Below are 18248 nucleotides of genomic sequence, written 5' to 3' on the forward strand. Positions count from 1 at the left end.
CGGGTGCCCCTCACGACGCGGCCTCGCCGTCGTCGGCGCCGTCGGCGTCGAGCAGCGGCAGGTCCTGCGCGGTCACCAGGCGGGACGCCACGGCGTACTCGACCAGCCGGGCGCGCCGGTTCGCCGCGGGCCCGCCGGTGCCACCCCGCAGGCCGCGCACGCCGATCCGGTCCAGCTTGGAGCACACGTTGTCGAGCTTGCGGTTGAAACGCGTCGTCGCCCACCCGAGCCGGGCCGCGGCGTCCGCCGAGGACGGGATCTGCGAGAGCCCCGTGCCGTCACGGCGCAGCATCGGCTCGCACAGCGCGACCACGAGCTGGCGCTGGCTGACGGTGAAGGGGATCATCCCGATCGTCGTCGCCCCGCCCTCGGGCTCCTCGGTGCGGATCTCCGCGTAGGGCGCGGGCGCCAGCCTGGCCAGCATCTCGTACGTCGTGGGTCCCGCGGTGAAGACGATCGAGGTCGCGGGGAACACGAGCGGGAGCGACGTCCCCGGCGACACCCAGGACTGCACGCCGCCCCCGGCGTCGCACACCGTCACGGCCAGGCGGGCGCCGACGTTCGCGAGCCACCACAGCCCGCCGTCGTGCGTGATCCGCAGGAACCGACGGTGCAGGTACGGGTTGTCGTCGAGCTCGAGGTCGCCCTCGCGCCCGATCTCGAACACGTCCTGCGGGTCGGGGTGGAACCACTCCCCCGCGAACTCCAGCGCCAGCTCAGCCATCGACGCACGCGATCTTCGGCTCGAACGACGGCGCGCCGTCGCGGTTGACGACCACCTCGACGCACGTCTCGCCGCCCTCGGCGCGGGGCACCGTGACCGTCGGGTCGGCCATCGTGGTGTAGGGGGAGCCCTCACCGATCGTCGGCACCCGCCACCCGTAGGTGTCGCCGTCCTGCGGCTCGGGGTTCGTCCACGTGAAGACCACGTCGTCACCCTTGACCTTGCCGGACAGCTCCCGCACGGCAGGCACGATCCCCCCGAGGTTGTCGGCCGGCGGTCCGCCGTCGTCGACCGCCGGCGCGGTGGTCTCCTGGGCCGACGGCTCGTCCTCGCCGTCCGGCCCCAGCAGGACCACCAGGAGCGCCACGACGGCCGCCACCGCCACGAGGGCCACCGCCACCAGGGCACCGACCGCCCCGCGGGACCGGCCGGCGGGCTCCGCGGCGGGCGCCGGGGCCGGCTCCGGGCTCGCGGCCGACGCGACCGCCCGGTGCACCGTGTCCCCGAGGTCGGGTGCCGGCTGCGCGGTCGCGACCGCGGCACCCTGCGGACCGGGCCGTGAGCCCGTGGCCGCCCAGCCGCCCCCGGTGGTGCCCGTCGCGCCGCCCGACGTCGGCCAGGACGTCGGGACGGAGGTCACCGACGTCGGCGACGACGCGGACGACGCACCGCCCGCCCCCGGGCCACGCGGGTCGACCGACACGACCTCCCGCAGGCGCGTGCCGACGTCGTCCTCGTCGTCCGCGCTGCCGCTCGAGGCCGCAGCGGTGTCCGTCTCGTGCACCAGCCCCGCGTCGTCCAGCAGGTCGATGGGCGTCACCGCGAACGACAGCTCCGTCTGCACCGCCTGGAGCGCGCGGGCGAACGCCAGCGCCGTCGGGTAGCGGGCGGCCGGGTTCTTCGCCATCGCCGTGCTCAGCACCCGCTCCAGCGACGCCGGGACGTCGGTGCGACCGGTGGGCTGCAGCGGCGCCGACTCGATCCGGGACACCAGGTCCGCGCTGGAGTTCGTGCCGCCCGGCACCTCGAACGGCGTCCGTGACGCCAGCAACGAGTACGTCGTCGCGGCCAGACCCCACACGTCCGTCCCGACGCCGGTGCCCGGAGGGTCGCCGAACGACTCCGGCGGGGACCAGGGGATGCTCATGCCCTCCGCGCGACCCGCGTCGTCGAGGGTCGAGGAGATGCCGAAGTCGGTCAGCGCCGGATGGCCGTACTCGGTGACCAGGATGTTCGCCGGTTTGATGTCACGGTGGAGGATGCCCGCCCGGTGCGACGTCTCCACCGCACCGGAGATCTGCACGGCGATGCGCAGCACGTCCGCGACGCTGAGCCGCTCGCCGCGGTAGCGCGACCCGAGGTTCGGCCGCGAGCAGTACTCCATCGCGAGGTAGGGGCGGCCGTCCTCCGCGACGTCCGCCTCGTACATCGTGACGATCGACGGGTGCGTGGACAGGGTGGCCATGAGGTCGGCCTCGGCGTCGAACGCCTCGCGCTGCCCCTCGTTCGTCCACTCGTGCAGCAGCACCTTGACCGCGACGCGGCGGCGTGGGCGCCGCTGCTGGTAGAGGAAGACGTCGGAGAACCCGCCCGACCCGACGAGCGAGAGGTACTCGAAGCCGTCGATCTGCGGCGGCGGCGACGGCGTGCGCTTGCTGCTCACTCAGAGGATCCCTTCGAACGTCAGCGTCACGCCGTCACCGAGGTCGACGACGTCGCCCGCGACCACGAGGACCGGCTCGCCCGGGTGCAGGCGCAGCGGCGGCTGGCCCGACCGGAGCAGGGTGGTCCCGTTGGTCGTGTTCATGTCGCTGACCAGCACGTGCCACCCCTCCAGGCGGATCTCGAGGTGCGAGCGGGAGATGTCCTGCTGCGGGCTCGGCACGGTGACCAGGCGGGGCAGGTCGTCGCCCGTGACGCGCGGCGAGCGCGGACGACGGCCCACGACGACGGGGCGGTCGAGCGCGACCCGCGGCCCGTCCGACACCACCAGCGTGCCCAACGACGGCCGCGACACCTGGCGGGCCTCGCCGTGCAGCGGCTGCGCGCACGTCGCGCAGCTGTCCCGCTGGGGCGGGTTCGGGTGCCCGAGCGGGCACTCGCGGGCGAGGATCGTGGGGCGGACCGGGGGCGGCGTGGACGCGAACCCCGGGCCGGGCGGCACCGCGTCGGTCCGGGGTGCCGCGGTGTCGGGGCCACCGCCGGGGATCGGTTCCGGGTCCGGGACCGCGGCGCGCAGGTCCGCGATCGCGGACGACAGCACGGTGCTCCCGTCGATGTCGTCCTCGGACCCGGCGGGGCCGGACGGGGCGGGCTCCGGCGCGGCGGGAGCGCCCGGGCCGGCGAACGGGGACGGCGGGGCGGCAGGGTCGCGGTGCGGCGGCGGCGTCAGCTCGACGGCCGGTGGCGCGTCCGGGGCAGAGGACGGCGCGTCGTCCTCCTGGTCCTCCTGGTCCTCCTCGTCCTCCTCCGGCGGGCGCACCGCCGCGTCCTCGACGCCGCGCATCACGGTGCGGCCCCACAGATGACCGAACCCGGTGGTCTCCTCCGGCAGCGCCTCCGCCGCCGCGCCCTGCGCCTGCGCGGCGTCGGCGGGCTCGTCGGCAGGCTCCGGCGAGGGCGACGACGCGGGGTCCGGCGTCGACGCCGACCCGGACGTGGCCGGCGCGATGGTCGCCTCCGGTGCGATCGTGGCCTCCGTGTCGACCGGCGCGAGGGGCACGTCGTGCACCGGGGCCGGCGCGGACGCCGCCGACGCTCCCACGGGGGGCGGCGCCGGGGCCGGAGACGCGGCGGACGACGGCCGGTGCCGCGGCTCCGCCTCCCAGGGCTCGTCGATGGGGAGGGGCCGCGGCGTCGCGGGCGCGGGCGCGGCGGAGTCCGTCAGGCGCCACCCCACCGACGCGGCCAGCACCACGCCGTCACCCAGCGGGAGGCCTCGCACGTCGACCAGGTCCTCGCGCGACTCCGTCACGCCGACCTGCACGGCCAGGTCCACGACGTCGTCGAACACCCGCTCCGCCCACGTCGTCACGCCGTCGCCGGACACGTGCGCGCGGCCGTCCTCGCGGGCGATCGTCACGGACGCGCCGCCCCGGGCCGCGACCTGCACGCGGCGCCCGTCGGTCACCGCCATCGCGAAGGGCGGGAGCGACGCCAGGGACGCCCCGAACGACCCCGTGAGGACCTCCAGCACCGCGACGACGCCGGAGCGCTCGCCCAGCACCGTCCACAGCTCGTCCACGAGCTCGGGCGTCACCTTCTCCGGCAGCAGCACCACGGCGCCGCCCCGCACGACGACGTAGGCCGGCCCCATCACGTACCGGGCGGTCATGTCAGTGTCTCCCTCCACGCCGCCGCGCGCGGCACCGTGTCCTCGTCGTCCCGCAGGTCGCGTGCGTCCCGCGGCGCCGTGCTCTCCAGGTCGTCGGCCAGGCCCGTCGCGTCCACCACGAGCACCGTGATGTTGTCCCGGCCGCCCGCGGCCAGCGCCTCGGCGACCAGCCGCTCGGCGGCGGTCTGCGGGTCGTGCTGCGTGAGCAGCAGGACGGCGATGCGCTCGTCCGTCAGCTCGCCCGTCAGCCCGTCGGAGCAGACCAGCAGCCGGTCGCCCGCGTGGACGGGCAGGAACCAGTAGTCCGCGTCCGGGGTCTCCGGGGCGCCCAGCGCCCGTGTCACCACGTGGCGGCGCGGGTGCGTGCTCGCCTCGGCCCGGGTGATCTCGCCCGCGTCGACGAGCTCCTGCACCTCGGAGTGGTCCACGCTCACCTGCTCGAGCTCGCCGTCGGCGAGGCGGTACGTCCGTGAGTCGCCCATGTTGACGACCAGCCAGTACGGTTCGCCGCCCTGCTCGGTCAGCACCGCCCCGGACAGGGTGGTCCCGGCACCGCGGCCGGGCGCGGTCGCGATCCCCCGCACGGCGTGGTGCGCGGCCCGGACCAGGCCACGGACCGCGTCGACGCCGACGATCGGTTCGTCCTGCAGGGGACGCAGGGCGTCCACCGCGGCCTCGCTGGCCACCTCGCCCGCGTCGTGGCCGCCCATGCCGTCCGCGACGAAGAACACCGACCCGCCGGCGAGGAACGAGTCCTCGTTGAGCGTGCGCCGGGCGCCCCGGTGCGTCGCCGCGCCCCAGAGCAGGCCCAGGTTCACCTCGACGCTCATGTGCCGGCGTCCGCCCCGAGCACGGTGAGACGCCGCTCCCCGAGCTGCACGGTCCAGCCCGCCGCGACCGTCACCGGCGTGCCGGCCGCGAGCTCGCGCACCGTCCCGTCCGGTGCGATGAGCGCGCTGCCGTTCGTCGACCGCAGGTCGGACACGGTCAGGCCGTCGGACGTGGGCAGCAGCTCCAGGTGCGTCTTGGACACCGAACGGGTCAGGTCCTCCAGACGCACGAGCTCGGCCGCGGCACCCCCGTCCTGCTGCGGGTTGCGGCCGACGAGGGTGCGCCGGGCCACGTGCACCCGGCGCTCGGTGTCGAGCTGCACCACGATGCGCGGCGGGGTACCGGTGCCACCGACCCCGCGGTGCGACGAGACGCTGAACCGGGTCTGCTCGAGATCGTCGTCGAGGTCGCCCGCCGCCGGGACCGGTGAGGCCACCGACGGCACGGGGGCGGTTCCCGGGTCGGCCGGAGCCGGGATCGCGGCCGGGGCAGGCGCCGGTGCCGGCTCGGTCGGAGCGGAGGTCGGGGTCGGAGCCGGGGCCGGGGCCGGGGCCGGGGCCGGGGCCGGGGCCGGCGACGATGCCCCGGGCACGCCGGTGATGACGCCGCCGACGGCGCGGTCGCCCGCCGGGAAGCCCCACGGGTCCCCTGCGGGCACGGCGGACGCGGCGGGCCCGCCGGGCGCGAAGCCCTGCGGTCCCCCCCCCGGCACGGGGGCGGGCGCGGGCGCGGGATGGACCGCCGAGGGCGGCCCGGCGGTGGCGCTCGCCGGGGCGAACGTCCGTGGCGGCACGTCCCGGACGTCCTGGACGACGGCGCGCGAGGCCTTGTCGTGCCAGCCCTGGCGCCGGCCCGAGGAGTCGAAGGTCGGCGACACCAGCACCAGCACCGTACCGACCACCGGCACGGAGCCGCAGAGGGCCAGCACGAGCCAGCGCAGCAGCCCCCGGCCCGCACCGATCGGCGCGCCGTCGACCGCCGACACCGTGCGCAGGCCGAGCAGCCGGCCGCCGATCGTGCGACCCGTCAGGCCGTCCGCCAGGCCGAGGCCCAGCCAGCCGAGGAGGCTCACCAGCCCGACCACGCCGTACACCACGACCAGCGTCCCGAGCAGCTCCGTGCTCGCCGCCTCCGCGCCGAGCGGGGTCGTCACCTCGGACAGCGCCGCGTACTGCTCCGGCAGGCCGGTCGCGAGACCCACCACGACCGCCACGACGAGGCCGACGAGCGAGAGCGCGAGGACGTCGAGCAGGTAGGCGCCCGCGCGGCGGCCGGTGCCCGCGAGCGGGACCTGCTGCGCCGCGGCGCCCGCCCGCAGCATGCCGACCGCGCCGTACCGGGTCTGCTCACGCACCTCCGGCTCCGTCGTCGCGTCGGTCCGCTCGGGCGGTCCCGGATTCCCGGCCGGCGCGCCCAGCGCCGTCCCGCACACGGTGCAGAACCGGCCGGCCTGTGCCTGGGCACCGCACGCGGTGCACGTCGTCGTCATCGTTCCTCCTGCTGCTGCGCACGCTGCGTGCGGCGACGCGTGCGGGCCATCCTGTCACGCACCCGGGCCGCCGCGGCACCGGTCCCGCGTCCGACGGCGCGCGGCCCGGCCGTCAGCGCCGCCCACGCGGCGGTGGGCAGCGGCGGGGCGTCCGCACCACGCACGGAGCGCAGCGAGAACCGGGCCCTGACGCGGCGACCCCACCGCGCCGAACGCTGCATGTCCCGCACCGCCGTGTCGACGTCCGCCCAGTAGGCAGCCGTCTCCGCGTCCGTCGGGGTGCCGGCGCCGAACACCACCTGGTCCGCCCGGTGGGCGAGCGCCGTCGTGGTGGTGCCGGCAGCCGCGGTGGCGGGCTGCTCGGCGAGCAGGCGTGCGCTCTCGCGCCGCGTCGCCGCCCCCGGGAGGACGGCCCCGAGGTCGGTGGCGGTGTCCAGCACCTGGCGCCAACCGCCGCTGACGCGGTCGGCGGCGACCGGGGCGGTGCGGCGGTGCCGCAGGCGGCGCGCCTTGAACAGCAGGATCGCGAGCAGCGGCGCCGCGAGCACGAGCAGCGGGACACCGACCGTCATCACGACGATCGCGACCTGCCGCCAGTCGACGGACTCCGCCTCGTCGTCGTCCTTGTCCTCGTCCTCGACCTCGCCGGCGTCCGCCTGCGGCGGCTCCTCCGGCGTCTCCGGGTCCTCCAGGACCGGCGGCTTGGGGACCTGCCGCGAGCGCGGCAGCGGCTCGACCTTGTTGTCCTCGTCCGGCACCACGTCGAACGGCACCCAGCCGTACCCCTCGAAGGGCACCTCGACCCAGGCGTGCACGTCGGCGCCGGTCACGACGTACGGCGTGCCGGGCTCCCACTCCCGGTCGTCCGGGTAGAAGCCCATGACGACGCGCGCCGGGATGCCGGCCTGCCGGGCGAGCAGCGCGAGCGCGGTGGCGAACTGCTCGTCGTCGCCCACCATCTCGTCCTGGGACAGCAGCGCGTCGATGCGGGCGGCCGAGTGGCCGGGCAGGGAGTGCGGCTGGTTGTCGAGGCCGCTGGAGTAGATGCCGGTCGCCACCAGGACGTCCCGGATGTTGGTGAGCTGCTCGAACGGGTCGGTCGCCTCCGCGGCGAACTGCGCCGCCTTCGTGGGCACGGCGTCGGCGACGTCCTTCGGATCGGGCAGGTCGACGTCCTCGATCGGTACCGTCGCGAGGTCCTCCTCGGCCGGCGGCGTCGTGACGATCGCATCCATCTCGTACGTGTCGCCAGGACGCAGACCGGTCGTGACGAGCCCGGTGCCGGAGGCTCCGTTGTAGTAGGTCGCGGCCTGGAGCGCCTCGGCCCGCTCACCGGTGAAGCGGATGCCGGCGAGCTCGCCGACATCCGGCAGCCACACGCCGTCGTAGCTCGCGATCTCGACCTCGACCTCGCTGCGGGTACCCGTGGCGACGGTGTCGATGACCTCGCCGGCCCGGTTGAACACGCCGGACGCTCCGCCGCTGGCGACGTCGTAGACGGTCCCGGCGTAGTCGTCGAGGGTGGCGAGCCGCACCCGGGCGCCCTCGGGCATCCCGGTGACGGTGAACAACGTCGTGTCGGCGTCGTCCTTGGTGTAGCCGCGGAAGCCCACCAGCGGGCTCGTGTACTGGTGCAGGTCGAACGGCGGGGTGACGACCTCGCGCAGCGCGACACGCTCCTCGCCCGCGACGGTGGCCGGGGCGACCAGGACGGCGACGACCCCGCCGAGCGCGAGCATGACGGCGCCGCCCCGGACCCGCTGCGCGCGCAGGCGCCGCGTCGCGTCACGGCTGGCGTCCGACAGCAGACGGTTCGCCTCCATGCGCGTCTCGACGGCCCGCCAGGAGGCCCACAGCAGGCCCACGACACCGACGACCAGCCCCTGGACGAGCGGGCGGGCCGGCAGGATCGTGCCGAGCAGCGCGACGCCGGCGAACGCGACGGCCACCGGCAGCAGCGCCCACGCCGCCTGGCGGGCGCGCCACGCCAGGGTGCCGGCCAGCACGCCGGTGACGGTCAGGAGCAGGTACGGCACCACCGCGAGCTCGGGGAACGAGGACAGCGGCGGCACGGTGGTGACGAACGCGTTCCACCCGCGCACCGACTCCACAGCGAGGACCTGCCACGTCTCGGGGGTGGGGACGACGCCCGCCACCGTCGTGGCCGGCAGGGCGAGCACCCCGCCGAGGACGAAGAACGCGACCACCGTGGCGCCCGCGGTGAGCAGCACGGGCCAGCGCAGCGCCGCGGCCGTCCAGGCGACGGCGAGCCCGACGGCGGCGCCGCCGAGGGCGGGCAGCAGGTAGCCGGTGGTCCCCCACGCCGGGCCGAAGCCGAGCGCGACGACGCCCAGCATCGCGGCGAGCACGACGCCGTCGACGGCACCGCCCGGCGTGAGGGCGCGGGGCCGGTCGTCGCGTCGGCGGCGGGCCCGTGTGGTCCCGGCCCGCAGCGAGGTGCGTGACGTCCCGCCGGTGCGCCCGGCCGAGCCCGTGCCCTCCGGCGGAGGGGTCGGCCGCGGGTCAGTCATAGATCCTCCGCAGGGCGCGGGGCAGGTCGGCGAGCTCGCCGAGCGTGAGCACCTGCATGTCGGCGACGCGACCGCGGCTCACGGAGCTGCCCGGCACGCAGCGCAGGGCCACGAGCCGAGCGTCCACGGGCAGCCGGACGGCGGCGGCGCGCAGGTCGGTGGGCGTGACGGTGCTGCCGACGAGCACGGAGACGACGGACGCGTCGGTCGCGGAGAGGGACGCGGCCCGCGCGACCTCGGTCAGGCTCGTGCGCGCCGGGGACAGCTCGAGCCGGGTGAGGTCGTCGAGCAGGCGCGTGCGGTGGTCGCCGCGGACACGGCCGGCCTGGACCATGACGGCCAGGCCGCCGTCCTCGCGGATGGCCTGGAGCCCGAGCGAGCCGCACACGGACACCGCGAGCTCGAACTCGTCGGGGTCGGCGTAGTCGTCGCTGCGGGTCGACAGGATGACGGCGAGCCGGGACCGGCGCGTCTCCTCGAACTGGCGCACCATGAGCTGGCCCGTGCGTGCCGTGGACTTCCAGTGGATGTGCCGGCGGTCGTCGCCCGGCACGTAGTCACGCAGGGCGTGGAACGACACGTCGGAGTCGGAGATGTCGGGGGTGACGCGACCCTCGAGGTCGTGCAGCAGGCCGGTGGACGAGCCGGACAGCGGCATGGTGCGCGGGTGGACCAGCAGCTCCTCCGGCTCCGTCCACTGCAGCTCGCGGCGCAGCAGGCCGAGGGGGTCGGCGCGCACGGACCGCACGGGCCCCAGGGGGATCACTGCCCGGCGGTGGGTCGGCACCGCGAAGATCTCCTCGTGCTCCGCGTCCGCGCGCAGCCGCGGCACCGGGAACGACGCCATCCCCTGGCCGACCTGGAGCTCCATGACCGCCGGGAGCATCGGGCGCGACGACCCGTTGCGGACCAGCAGACGGCCGACCGCGCGGTCCCCCACGACGACGCGGCGCGACGCGACGTCCAGCGTCACGTCGTAGCGCAGCCGCCCCAGCACGAACACGACGGCGGCCAGCAGCGCCACCGTCGCGGTCACCGCGACCAGTGCCCATTCCTCCCAGTGCAGCACCAGACCCGCCACCCAGGCGGCGGCGGTGAGCACCAGCACGGACCAGCCCAACGGGGAGACGACACCCAGCACCGGCCCGGCGTGCCGACGCACCGCGAGGAGACCGGACCGCGCCGACGCGGCCACGGGCGCCAGCGCGGCCCCCGCGCGGCCGCGGACCGACGCACGAGCCGCCGGTTCCGGCGCAGCCGCAGGTGCCGGGGGTGCGTCGACGTCGGCTGCCGCCGTCTCGGGGGCGGTCGTCGCCTCCGGCGCGGTGGTGGTGGTCATGGCTGCTCCGGTGAGGGGTTGGTGCGGTGCGGTCGAGGGACCCGCCTCAGGCGGTGCGGCGCTCCTGCGGCGCGGCGACGTCCGACATCAGGCGCGCGACGACCGTCTCCGCCGTGGCCCCGGCGAACTCCGCCTCCGGGTCCAGCACGAGCCGGTGCGCCCACGTCGGCAGGAGCAGGTCCTTCACGTCGTCGGGCAGCACGTAGTTGCGGCCGTGGGCGGCGGCCCACACCTTGACGCAGCGCACCAGGGCCAGCGCGCCGCGGACGGAGACGCCGACGTGGACGTCGGCGGCCTGGCGCGACTCCTCCGCGAGGCGGGAGACGTACTCCAGGATCGCGGGGTCGATGTGCGTCGAGGCCGACAAGGACGCCATCTCGACGACCGCCTGGCCGGTGATGACCGGCTGCAGGGCCGCGCTGCGGTCGCGCACCGCGGAGCCCGCCAGGATCTCGACGGTGGACACCAGGTCGGGGTAGCCGATCGACGTCTTCATGAGGAAGCGGTCGAGCTGCGCCTCGGGGAGCTTGTAGGTGCCCGCCTGCTCGATGGGGTTCTGGGTCGCGATCACCATGAACGGGGTGCCGACCGAGTGGGTGACGCCGTCGACGGTGACCTGCCCCTCCTCCATGACCTCCAGGAGCGCGGACTGCGTCTTCGGCGAGGCGCGGTTGATCTCGTCGGCCAGCACGATGTTGGCGAAGATCGGGCCCTGGTGGAAGTCGAAGCGGCCCGACTTCTGGTCGTAGATCGTCACGCCCGTGACGTCGGAGGGCAGGAGGTCCGGCGTGAACTGGATGCGGTGGTTCGTTCCCTGCACGCTCGCCGCCATCGCACGGGCGAGCGACGTCTTGCCGGTGCCGGGGGCGTCCTCCAGCAGGAGGTGCCCGTCGGCCAGCATGCACGTCAGCGCGAGCCGGATCTGGTCGTCCTTGCCGAGGAGCGCCTGGGCGACGTTGCCGACGATGCGGTCGAACGTCTGGGCGAACCAGGCGGCCTGCTCGGGGGTCATCGTGCTCATCGGTGGGTTCTCCAGATCAGGGTGCTCGGTCGGTGGCGGAGGTCGGTGGCCGTCATCGCGGCCAGGCCCGCTTCTCGAACGTCCAGTCCTTGCCGTCGACCGTCGCCCACACGTTGGCGCCGTTCATGATGCCGACGACGCAGTACAGGTCCGCGTAACCGCCGGCCTTCAGGTAGGCGGACTGGGTCGAGAAGTTGCTGGCTCCGTTCCGGTCGTTCCAGCAGCGGAAGCTGTACGTCCCGGACGGGACGTCGGCGTTGGCGTGGACACGCACGCGGGTGCAGTTGTTCGTGTTGCAGCCGTTCACCTTGTAGACGATGCCCGAGTCCGACGTCCAGATCCTGGGGTCCGGCGGGGCGTCCGTCTTGCCGGTGGCCGACCTCCAGGCCGAGCAGCCGGCGTCGTTGCAGGCGCGGGCCTGCATCGTGTACGACTTCCCGTACCCGCCGCTCACGCCGACGTTGCCGGTGCCCGTGCCGGACTTCGACTCGGAGCCGGACAGCTTCCAGGAGACCGTCCCGGACTGCCCGTTCCAGCTGCCCGGACCGCTCACGGTGAAGCGGCCGTCCGTCGCCGACGTCTTCGTCCAGCTCACGCTCGGCGTGCTCGGCGCGGAGAACGGCTTGACCGAGCTCGACGCCGGGCTCGCGTCCGAGGTGCCGCCCGCGTTCGTGGCGGTCACGGTGAAGCTGACGCTCTGACCGTCGGGGAGGCCGGTGAACGTCACGCTCCGGGCGCCCGACGTGGTCAGCCGCGAACCGTTCGAGGCCGTCACGGTGTACCCCGTGATCGGGGACCCGTTGCCGTCGGCGGCGGCCCACGTCACCACGACGTCACCGGCGTCGATCGAGGCGCTCGGGGCGGACGGCCGCAGCGGCTTGCCGTACGGGGTCACGCCCGCGCTCCGCGGGCTCTTGGCCCCCCAGCCGGCCTTGTTCTTCGCCTTCACGTCGAACGTGTAGGTCGACGTGGTGTTCAGCCCGGTGAAGGCGTAGCTGGTCGACGACGTCTCGACCGTCTGCACCTTGCTGCCGCCGGCGTAGACGTCCACCGAGTACGTGTTGATCGCGTCGCCGTTGTTGTACGGCGCAGCCCAGGACAGGTTGACCTGCCCGCCCAGCGGCGTGTCGACGCGCGTGGCGGTCGGGGCCGCCGGGGCGTCGGGCACGCCGGCCGGGATCTCGGAGGCGGACCAGGCGCCCCACTCCGAGGGGTCCGGCGCCAGGTTCTGGGCCTGCACGCGGATCTTGTAGGCGGTGCCGTTCTCCAGGCCCTCCCACACGATCCGGTTGCCCGTGAGACCCACCTTCTGCGTCTCGCCCGACGGCAGGGCCGGGGAGATCTCGAGGTTGACGGACTGGATCGGGGACCGGTCGGTGTAGGTCGCGTTCTCCCACGTCACCTCGAGCGAGGTGTCGCCGAAGACGAGCGTCGGCGCGGACGGCGGGTCCGGCTTCTCGTCGGGGCGTGCCTCGGCCGACGCCGGCGACGCCTCCGAGTCGCCGACCTCGTTCGTCGCGACCACGGTGAACGTGTACGTCACGTTGTTCGTCAGCCCGTCCAGGGTGCAGGTGGTCGTCGCGCACTGGAACGTGTCGCCCTGGCTGGAGGTCACCGTGTACCCGGTGATCTCCGCACCGTTGTTGACCGGCGGGGTCCACGACAGCACGACCGTCTCGGAGCGCACCTCCTCGACCTGCGGTGCGGCCGGCGCCTCGGGCACGCCGAGGACGGTGAGGGTGATGCGACCCTCGACCTGGCGGTCCGGGTCCTGGGTGACGTCCTGGATCCGGTACACCACGACCATCGTGCCGACGAAGCTCTTGTCGGGGCTGACGACGACCGTGTCGGCGCCGTCGAAGGTCGCCTCGCCGACGCCGGTCTCGACCGAGGTGCCGACGATCTCCAGACCTTCCGGCGCGAACGGGTCGACGTCGTTCTCCAGGACCGGCACCGTCACCGCGACGCCCTGGTGAGCGCCCTCGACGGTGTCGGGGTTGGCGCGCGGCAACGGCCGCGTCGAGGCGACCACCTCGACCGCGATCGTGCCGTCCACCGGCGGGTTCACGCCGTCGGAGACGGTGAACGGGATGGAGAAGGACGAGCCCTTGCTGATCTCCGGAGCCGCCTGGAAGGCCACCACGTCACCCGTGACGGAGGCCGAGAGCCCCTCGGGCACGGACCCGAGCGCGAAGGACAGCGCGTCCTCGGGGTTCGGGTCGGTCGCGTAGCGCGACAGGTCGACGCTGCTCTCCTCGCCGGCGGCCACCTGGCCGGACGGCGACCCCGGTTCCGGCGGCAGGTTCTCCGGCGGCAGGACGTCGATCGGCACCTGCACGAGCGCGGTGCGCGGCTCGCCGTCGGCGTCCTCCAGCCCGTCGGTGACCCGCACGCTCACGGCGGCCGGACCCACGTAGTCGGGGTCGGACACGTACGTCAGGTGCTGGGCGTCGACGATGTCGGCCGTACCGGCCACGGCGCTCGCGCTGCCCGCGTCGGCGATCGCGACGGCGCCGCCCTCGGCGACGACGACAGCGTCGGTGAGGTCGATCTTCAGGGTCTCCCCGGACAGGACCTCGAGGGCGACGAACCCGTCCTTGAGGCGCGGCGCCGGGCCGAGGTCTTCCGGCTCGTCGGCGGCCTGCGCCTCGGCGCGGTGCAGCGGCGGCACCTGGAGGAACGCCTTCGCGCTCAGGCCGTCCTGATCGGTCACGGTGTAGGTGAGCAGCTGACGCTCGTCGGTCAGGGTGACCGTGACGACGCCCTCGGCGTCCACGACGGCCCGCGGGGAGTCGACGGTGACGGTGAGATCGTCGGCCGAGCCGTCCGGGTCCTCGTCGTTCTCCAGCGCGACGATAGACACCTCGGTCGTCGAGGGCGTCACGTCGTCGGGCAGCACGACGTCGTCGCGCGCCACGGGTGCCAGCAGGGGCGCGTCCTCGGAGACCTGCACGGACACGGTGCCCATGGCCCGCGCGCCCCAGGAGTCCTCGACGGCGTAGTAGAAGCTGTAGGTGCCCTCGTCGCCCGGGGTCTCCAGGACGATGCGGTCCTGCGACACCTCGGGGTCGAGCGGGGGCTCGGCCTCGAGCGCACCCGGCACGAGGCCGATCTGGTCGCCGTCGGGGTCGGCGTCGTTGCGGAGGGCGGGCACCGCGACCCGGCGCTCGGGGCGCACGGTCACGGAGTCGTCCTCAAGAACGGGCGGGTGGTTCTTCGACGACGGCGCCGCGATGCCGATGCGGATCGTGCCGACGGCCGTCTCGCCGCGGGAGTCCTGCACGGCGTACGTCAGGGTGTCCTGGCCGGACGTGCCCCGCGTCGCGCGGAAGTCGACGTAACGGCCCTCGACGATCTCCGCGATGCCCTTCGTGGGCGGGCGCACCAGGTTGACCAGGCGCACCGAGTCGCCGTCGGGGTCGATGCCGTCGAGCGGCACCTGCACGCGGACGGTACCGCCGGAGATGACGCGCGCCTCGACGTCGTGCGGCACGGGGGCCGTGTTGTCCTCGCCACCGCGGATGTGGATCGTCACCTGGGCGGAGTCCTCCTGCCCGTTGGCGTCCGCCACCTTGTAGATCGCGTAGGCGGTGCCGTCCTCGGCGCCGGCCCGGAAGCGCAGCATGTCCTCGGCGACGAAGACCTCGCCGAGCGACGGGTCGACGCCCTGCTCCAGCTCGTCGTCGAGGATCAGCTCGAGGCCGTCCGGGTGGGTGTCGTTCGCCAGCACGGGGATGTTGACGTAGTCGCCCGTGTGCACGGTGACCTCGTCCGGCGCGGCGTGCGGCGGATGGAGCTCCTCCGGTGCGGGGACCGGCAGGATCCGCACCTGACCGGTCGCGGACTCCTCGCCGTTCGTCACCGTGTACTCCATGACGACCGGCTCGGAGATGCGCCGGGACTCCGTCACCCGGAGCATCTGGTGGCCCAGGACAGCCACCGTCACGCCGGCGTCCTCCGGCACCTCGACGGACTGCACGACGAGCACCCGGCCCGCCGGGTCGACGTCGTTCGCCAGGACGTCCACCAGCGTCGAGCCGCCCGCCGGGAGCAGGCCCGTGTCGGCCACGACCACGGGCGGTCCCGCGGCGTCGTCGGGGTCCAGGACGTCCACCCGGACGACACCCGTGGTCGAGCCCGGGCCGTCGGACACCTGGTAGAGGATGTCGTACGACCGTGGCTCGGACGCCACGAACGTGAACGTGCCGGCGTCGTAGTTCGGCGTGATCTCCGCCGGGGCGGCCTCGCTCACGGACGCGAGCCGCAGCGTGTCACCGTTCGGGTCGGAGTCGTTCTTCAGCGGCTCCACCGTCACCGGTTCGCCGGCGGGCACGACCACGTGGTCGCCCACGGCGACCGGCGGCTCCGGGGTGTCCCCGATGACGTCGACCCACAGCGTGCCGTCGACCGCGTCACCCTGGCCGTCGACCACGACGAGACTCACCTTCTTGCGGCCCGTGGCCGACCCGTCGTCCTGGAACTCGACCAGGCCGTCCGGGTAGGCGCGCACCTCGTCGCCCTTGACGGTCGAGGACGCGGTGGCCAGGTACGCGTCGTCGCCGTCCGGGTCTCGGAAGAACGGCAGGACGCGGATCTCCGCGGAGCCGCCCTGCTGCACCTTGAGCACCGGCTCGCCGGTCTGCTCGGGCGCGGAGTTCTCCTCCCACGGCACGACCTTCACCGCGACCTCGGCCGTGTCCTCGCCGCCGCGGCCGTCGCTGACGGTGTACCGGAAGCTCGCACGGCCCGTCGCGTCCTCCGGGACCACCGCCTGGAGCGCCTTGCCGCCCAGCACCTCCTGGATCGTCATGCCGTCCGGCTGGTCGCCGTCGAACGACGCCGTGATGACGTCGCCGTCGGGGTCGAGGTCGTTCGCGAGGACGTCGAGCATCGTCGCCCGCCCGGGGCGCACGCCGAACCGGTCGTCGTTGGCCTCGGGCGGGTCCTGCCGCTCACGGTCGACGATGGTGTTGTCGACCAGCTCGGGGGTGTCGTCGTCGGCGTTCTCGTCCTCGCCGTCACCCTCCTCGGGCCGTTGGACCTCCCAGTCGTCGACCTTCTCGTACTCGTCGAGCGCCATCCACAGGGTGCCCGCCGACAGGTCGTTGAGCACCACGGCGTCGCGGTTGACCCGGTACTCCAGGCGGGTGTCCGCGTCGATGCCGTCCAGCGTGCGGTCCAGGTCGGCGTCCGTGCCGGCGCAGTCGCGCAGGATCTGGCCCGTGCCGGACCACGCCCCGTACAGGCAGCCGCCGAGCTGCACCGGCGCCGCCGGGGTGCCCGATGCCCGGCGCGTCGTGGCGCTCCCACCGTCCAGCGGCTGCACGACCAGGGCCGACGCGGTCGCGTACGCGATCCCGTCGCTCTCGCGGCCCGGCTGCTGGAGTCGGGCGCCCTGCGCGTCGGTCACGGTGACGACGTCGCCGTTGGGGAGGCGCAGCCGCGCCCCCGTGCGGTCCAGCACGACCGCCTCGTCGCCGACGGTCGTCACCACGACGTCGTCGCCCGGGGCGAGGAGGCCGTCCAGCTCGATCGAGGCGGGGTCCTCATCGGGGGCGAAGGTCCACAGGGTGTCGGTCTCGGGCACGACCGCGAACGCCGTGCCGCCCTGGGCGACGACGATCTCGGCGTCGGCGTCGAGCTCGACCGTGGGGTCGGCCTCGGTCGCGTCGAAGCCGGGCAGTGCCTCGACCGTGGTGGTCCACAGCCGCCCGTCCTCGGGGTCGAGGATCGCGACCTGGCCGCCCCCGGACGCGACGGTTGCGCCCGCGGGCAGGAGTGTCGTGGACCCGTACTTGAGGCGGGCGACGTCGACGACGCTCGTGGAGCTGTTGCCGCCGTCCGCGACGAGGACGTCCCCGGCCTGCTGCTGCACGTCGAAGGACGCGCTGCCCGCCAGGAGGGTGCCGTCGAGCGCCTTCGCCTCGGTGTTGAAGCGGCCGACCAGCCCGGAGGACTCCTTGGTCACCCACACGCCGGAGTCGTCGAGGTCGACGGAGGCCGTGGCCTCGCCGTCGTAGAGCATCGCCGCCACGGCGACACCCCCGGAGACCGCCAGGACCGCCGCCGTCGAGATGCTGGTCCGACGGTCCGCGCGAAGGCGCGTCAGTATGCTCACTTCTCCCCCGAGGTGGTGGCGCGCGGTGACGTTCGCGTCAGCGACGACGAGCTCCGCGCGCACAGGATATCCATGCCCGGGTCACACGGTAGGCGACGTTCCGCCCCGTGGACAGGGGGAGTTCTCCCCATCCGGCTCGCCGGTGGGTCATCCGCCGGCAGTGTGGTGCCCACGCCGGACCGTGCCCGAGAGTTCCGCCGCCGCACGGTCCACGTCCTCGCCGACCATGCCGGCCGTGGCGCGCAACGGCCGGTAGGCGGGGACCAGGACGACGGCGGCGAGCCCGTCGTGCGCCCACACGGCCGGGACCTCCCGGTTGCCGTAGACGGCCCCGTTGGTGGTCACGCCGTCCGGCGTGCGCTGCACCACCCAGCGCGGCGAGGTGTCCTTGCGGCCCCAGACCTCCAGCTCGGTGGGCATGACCACGACGGCGACCGGGCTGCCGCCCATCGGCAGCCACCCACGGCCCGACGCACCCTGGTGACGCGCGATGTCGGGCATCTCCGCGGTGGTGAACCCTGGCACGACCACGGCCCCGGGGCGGTACCGGGCGGCGTTCGCGGCGCACCCGGCGACGCGTCGCGTGGCGGCGAGCAGCGCCAGCGCGACGATCGCCAGCACGGCCAGCAGCGCGCCCCAGAGCGTCGCAGCCTCCGATCGGCCCGACGCCAGGTCGACGGTGAGCCGCAGAGCCGACCAGAGGCCGATCACGACCAGGAGCCCGACGTACAGCGTGCGCTTGCTCCGTGCGTTCACAGGACGACCTCTCCGTCGGCGGCGGGACCGTCCCGGACCCTACCGCAGCGCTCGGCGGCACCGACCCGCCCCGCCCACAGGCTCCCGCGCGACGACGGGCCGGGA

The 18248-nt window shown here is 74.6% G+C and carries 10 protein-coding genes; all 10 read right to left on the reverse strand.

Annotated elements, in window-relative coordinates; all coding sequences use genetic code 11:
• Positions 1–10: 10 nt before the first annotated feature.
• Positions 11–724: an FHA domain-containing protein gene (locus ACIQLL_RS01075; protein WP_402462036.1), complete on the reverse strand. Its 714-nt coding sequence runs from the start codon at positions 722–724 to the stop codon at positions 11–13.
• Positions 717–2387, reverse strand: coding sequence for a serine/threonine-protein kinase (locus tag ACIQLL_RS01080; RefSeq protein WP_402462038.1), 1671 nt, complete (start codon positions 2385–2387; stop codon positions 717–719). Before ACIQLL_RS01080 ends, ACIQLL_RS01075 begins: the two co-directional genes overlap by 8 nt.
• The gene (locus ACIQLL_RS01085) at positions 2388–4058 is read right to left on the reverse strand and encodes an FHA domain-containing protein (RefSeq protein WP_402462041.1); all 1671 of its coding nucleotides are present in this window, start codon (positions 4056–4058) and stop codon (positions 2388–2390) included.
• Entirely contained in the window at positions 4055–4888 is an 834-nt protein-coding gene (locus tag ACIQLL_RS01090) for a PP2C family protein-serine/threonine phosphatase (protein WP_402462044.1), read from the reverse strand. The genes ACIQLL_RS01085 and ACIQLL_RS01090 overlap by 4 nt, the downstream gene beginning before the upstream one ends.
• Positions 4885–6378, reverse strand: coding sequence for an RDD family protein (locus tag ACIQLL_RS01095; protein ID WP_402462047.1), 1494 nt, complete (start codon positions 6376–6378; stop codon positions 4885–4887). The genes ACIQLL_RS01090 and ACIQLL_RS01095 overlap by 4 nt, the downstream gene beginning before the upstream one ends.
• Positions 6375–8909 (reverse strand): transglutaminase-like domain-containing protein, encoded by a 2535-nt coding sequence (locus ACIQLL_RS01100; RefSeq protein WP_402462049.1) that lies wholly within the window; start codon positions 8907–8909, stop codon positions 6375–6377. Before ACIQLL_RS01100 ends, ACIQLL_RS01095 begins: the two co-directional genes overlap by 4 nt.
• Positions 8902–10248, reverse strand: coding sequence for a DUF58 domain-containing protein (locus tag ACIQLL_RS01105; protein WP_402462052.1), 1347 nt, complete (start codon positions 10246–10248; stop codon positions 8902–8904). The genes ACIQLL_RS01100 and ACIQLL_RS01105 overlap by 8 nt, the downstream gene beginning before the upstream one ends.
• Before the next feature lie 46 nt (positions 10249–10294).
• Complete coding sequence (locus ACIQLL_RS01110) at positions 10295–11269, reverse strand: AAA family ATPase (RefSeq protein WP_402462055.1); 975 nt, start codon at positions 11267–11269, stop codon at positions 10295–10297.
• Between the two features lie 52 nt (positions 11270–11321).
• Entirely contained in the window at positions 11322–17387 is a 6066-nt protein-coding gene (locus ACIQLL_RS01115) for an Ig-like domain-containing protein (RefSeq protein ID WP_402462058.1), read from the reverse strand.
• A 147-nt stretch (positions 17388–17534) separates the two neighbouring features.
• Positions 17535–18143 carry a hypothetical protein gene (locus ACIQLL_RS01120; RefSeq protein ID WP_402462061.1) on the reverse strand — a complete coding sequence of 203 codons (609 nt, stop codon included), beginning with the start codon at positions 18141–18143 and terminating at the stop codon, positions 17535–17537.
• Between the last annotated feature and the right edge of the window lie 105 nt (positions 18144–18248).

This window comes from Isoptericola aurantiacus, from assembly GCF_044769875.1.
In the GTDB taxonomy this organism is placed as follows: domain Bacteria; phylum Actinomycetota; class Actinomycetes; order Actinomycetales; family Cellulomonadaceae; genus Isoptericola; species Isoptericola aurantiacus.

Excerpts from the sequence above, each read along its gene's own strand:
- ACIQLL_RS01075 (WP_402462036.1), bottom strand. The coding sequence starts at position 724 with ATGGCTGAGCTGGCGCTGGAGTTCGCGGGGGAGTGGTTCCACCCCGAC.
- ACIQLL_RS01085 (WP_402462041.1), bottom strand. The coding sequence starts at position 4,058 with ATGACCGCCCGGTACGTGATGGGGCCGGCCTACGTCGTCGTGCGGGGC.
- ACIQLL_RS01090 (WP_402462044.1), bottom strand. The coding sequence starts at position 4,888 with ATGAGCGTCGAGGTGAACCTGGGCCTGCTCTGGGGCGCGGCGACGCAC.
- ACIQLL_RS01095 (WP_402462047.1), bottom strand. The coding sequence starts at position 6,378 with ATGACGACGACGTGCACCGCGTGCGGTGCCCAGGCACAGGCCGGCCGG.
- ACIQLL_RS01100 (WP_402462049.1), bottom strand. The coding sequence starts at position 8,909 with ATGACTGACCCGCGGCCGACCCCTCCGCCGGAGGGCACGGGCTCGGCC.
- ACIQLL_RS01105 (WP_402462052.1), bottom strand. The coding sequence starts at position 10,248 with ATGACCACCACCACCGCGCCGGAGGCGACGACCGCCCCCGAGACGGCG.
- ACIQLL_RS01110 (WP_402462055.1), bottom strand. The coding sequence starts at position 11,269 with ATGAGCACGATGACCCCCGAGCAGGCCGCCTGGTTCGCCCAGACGTTC.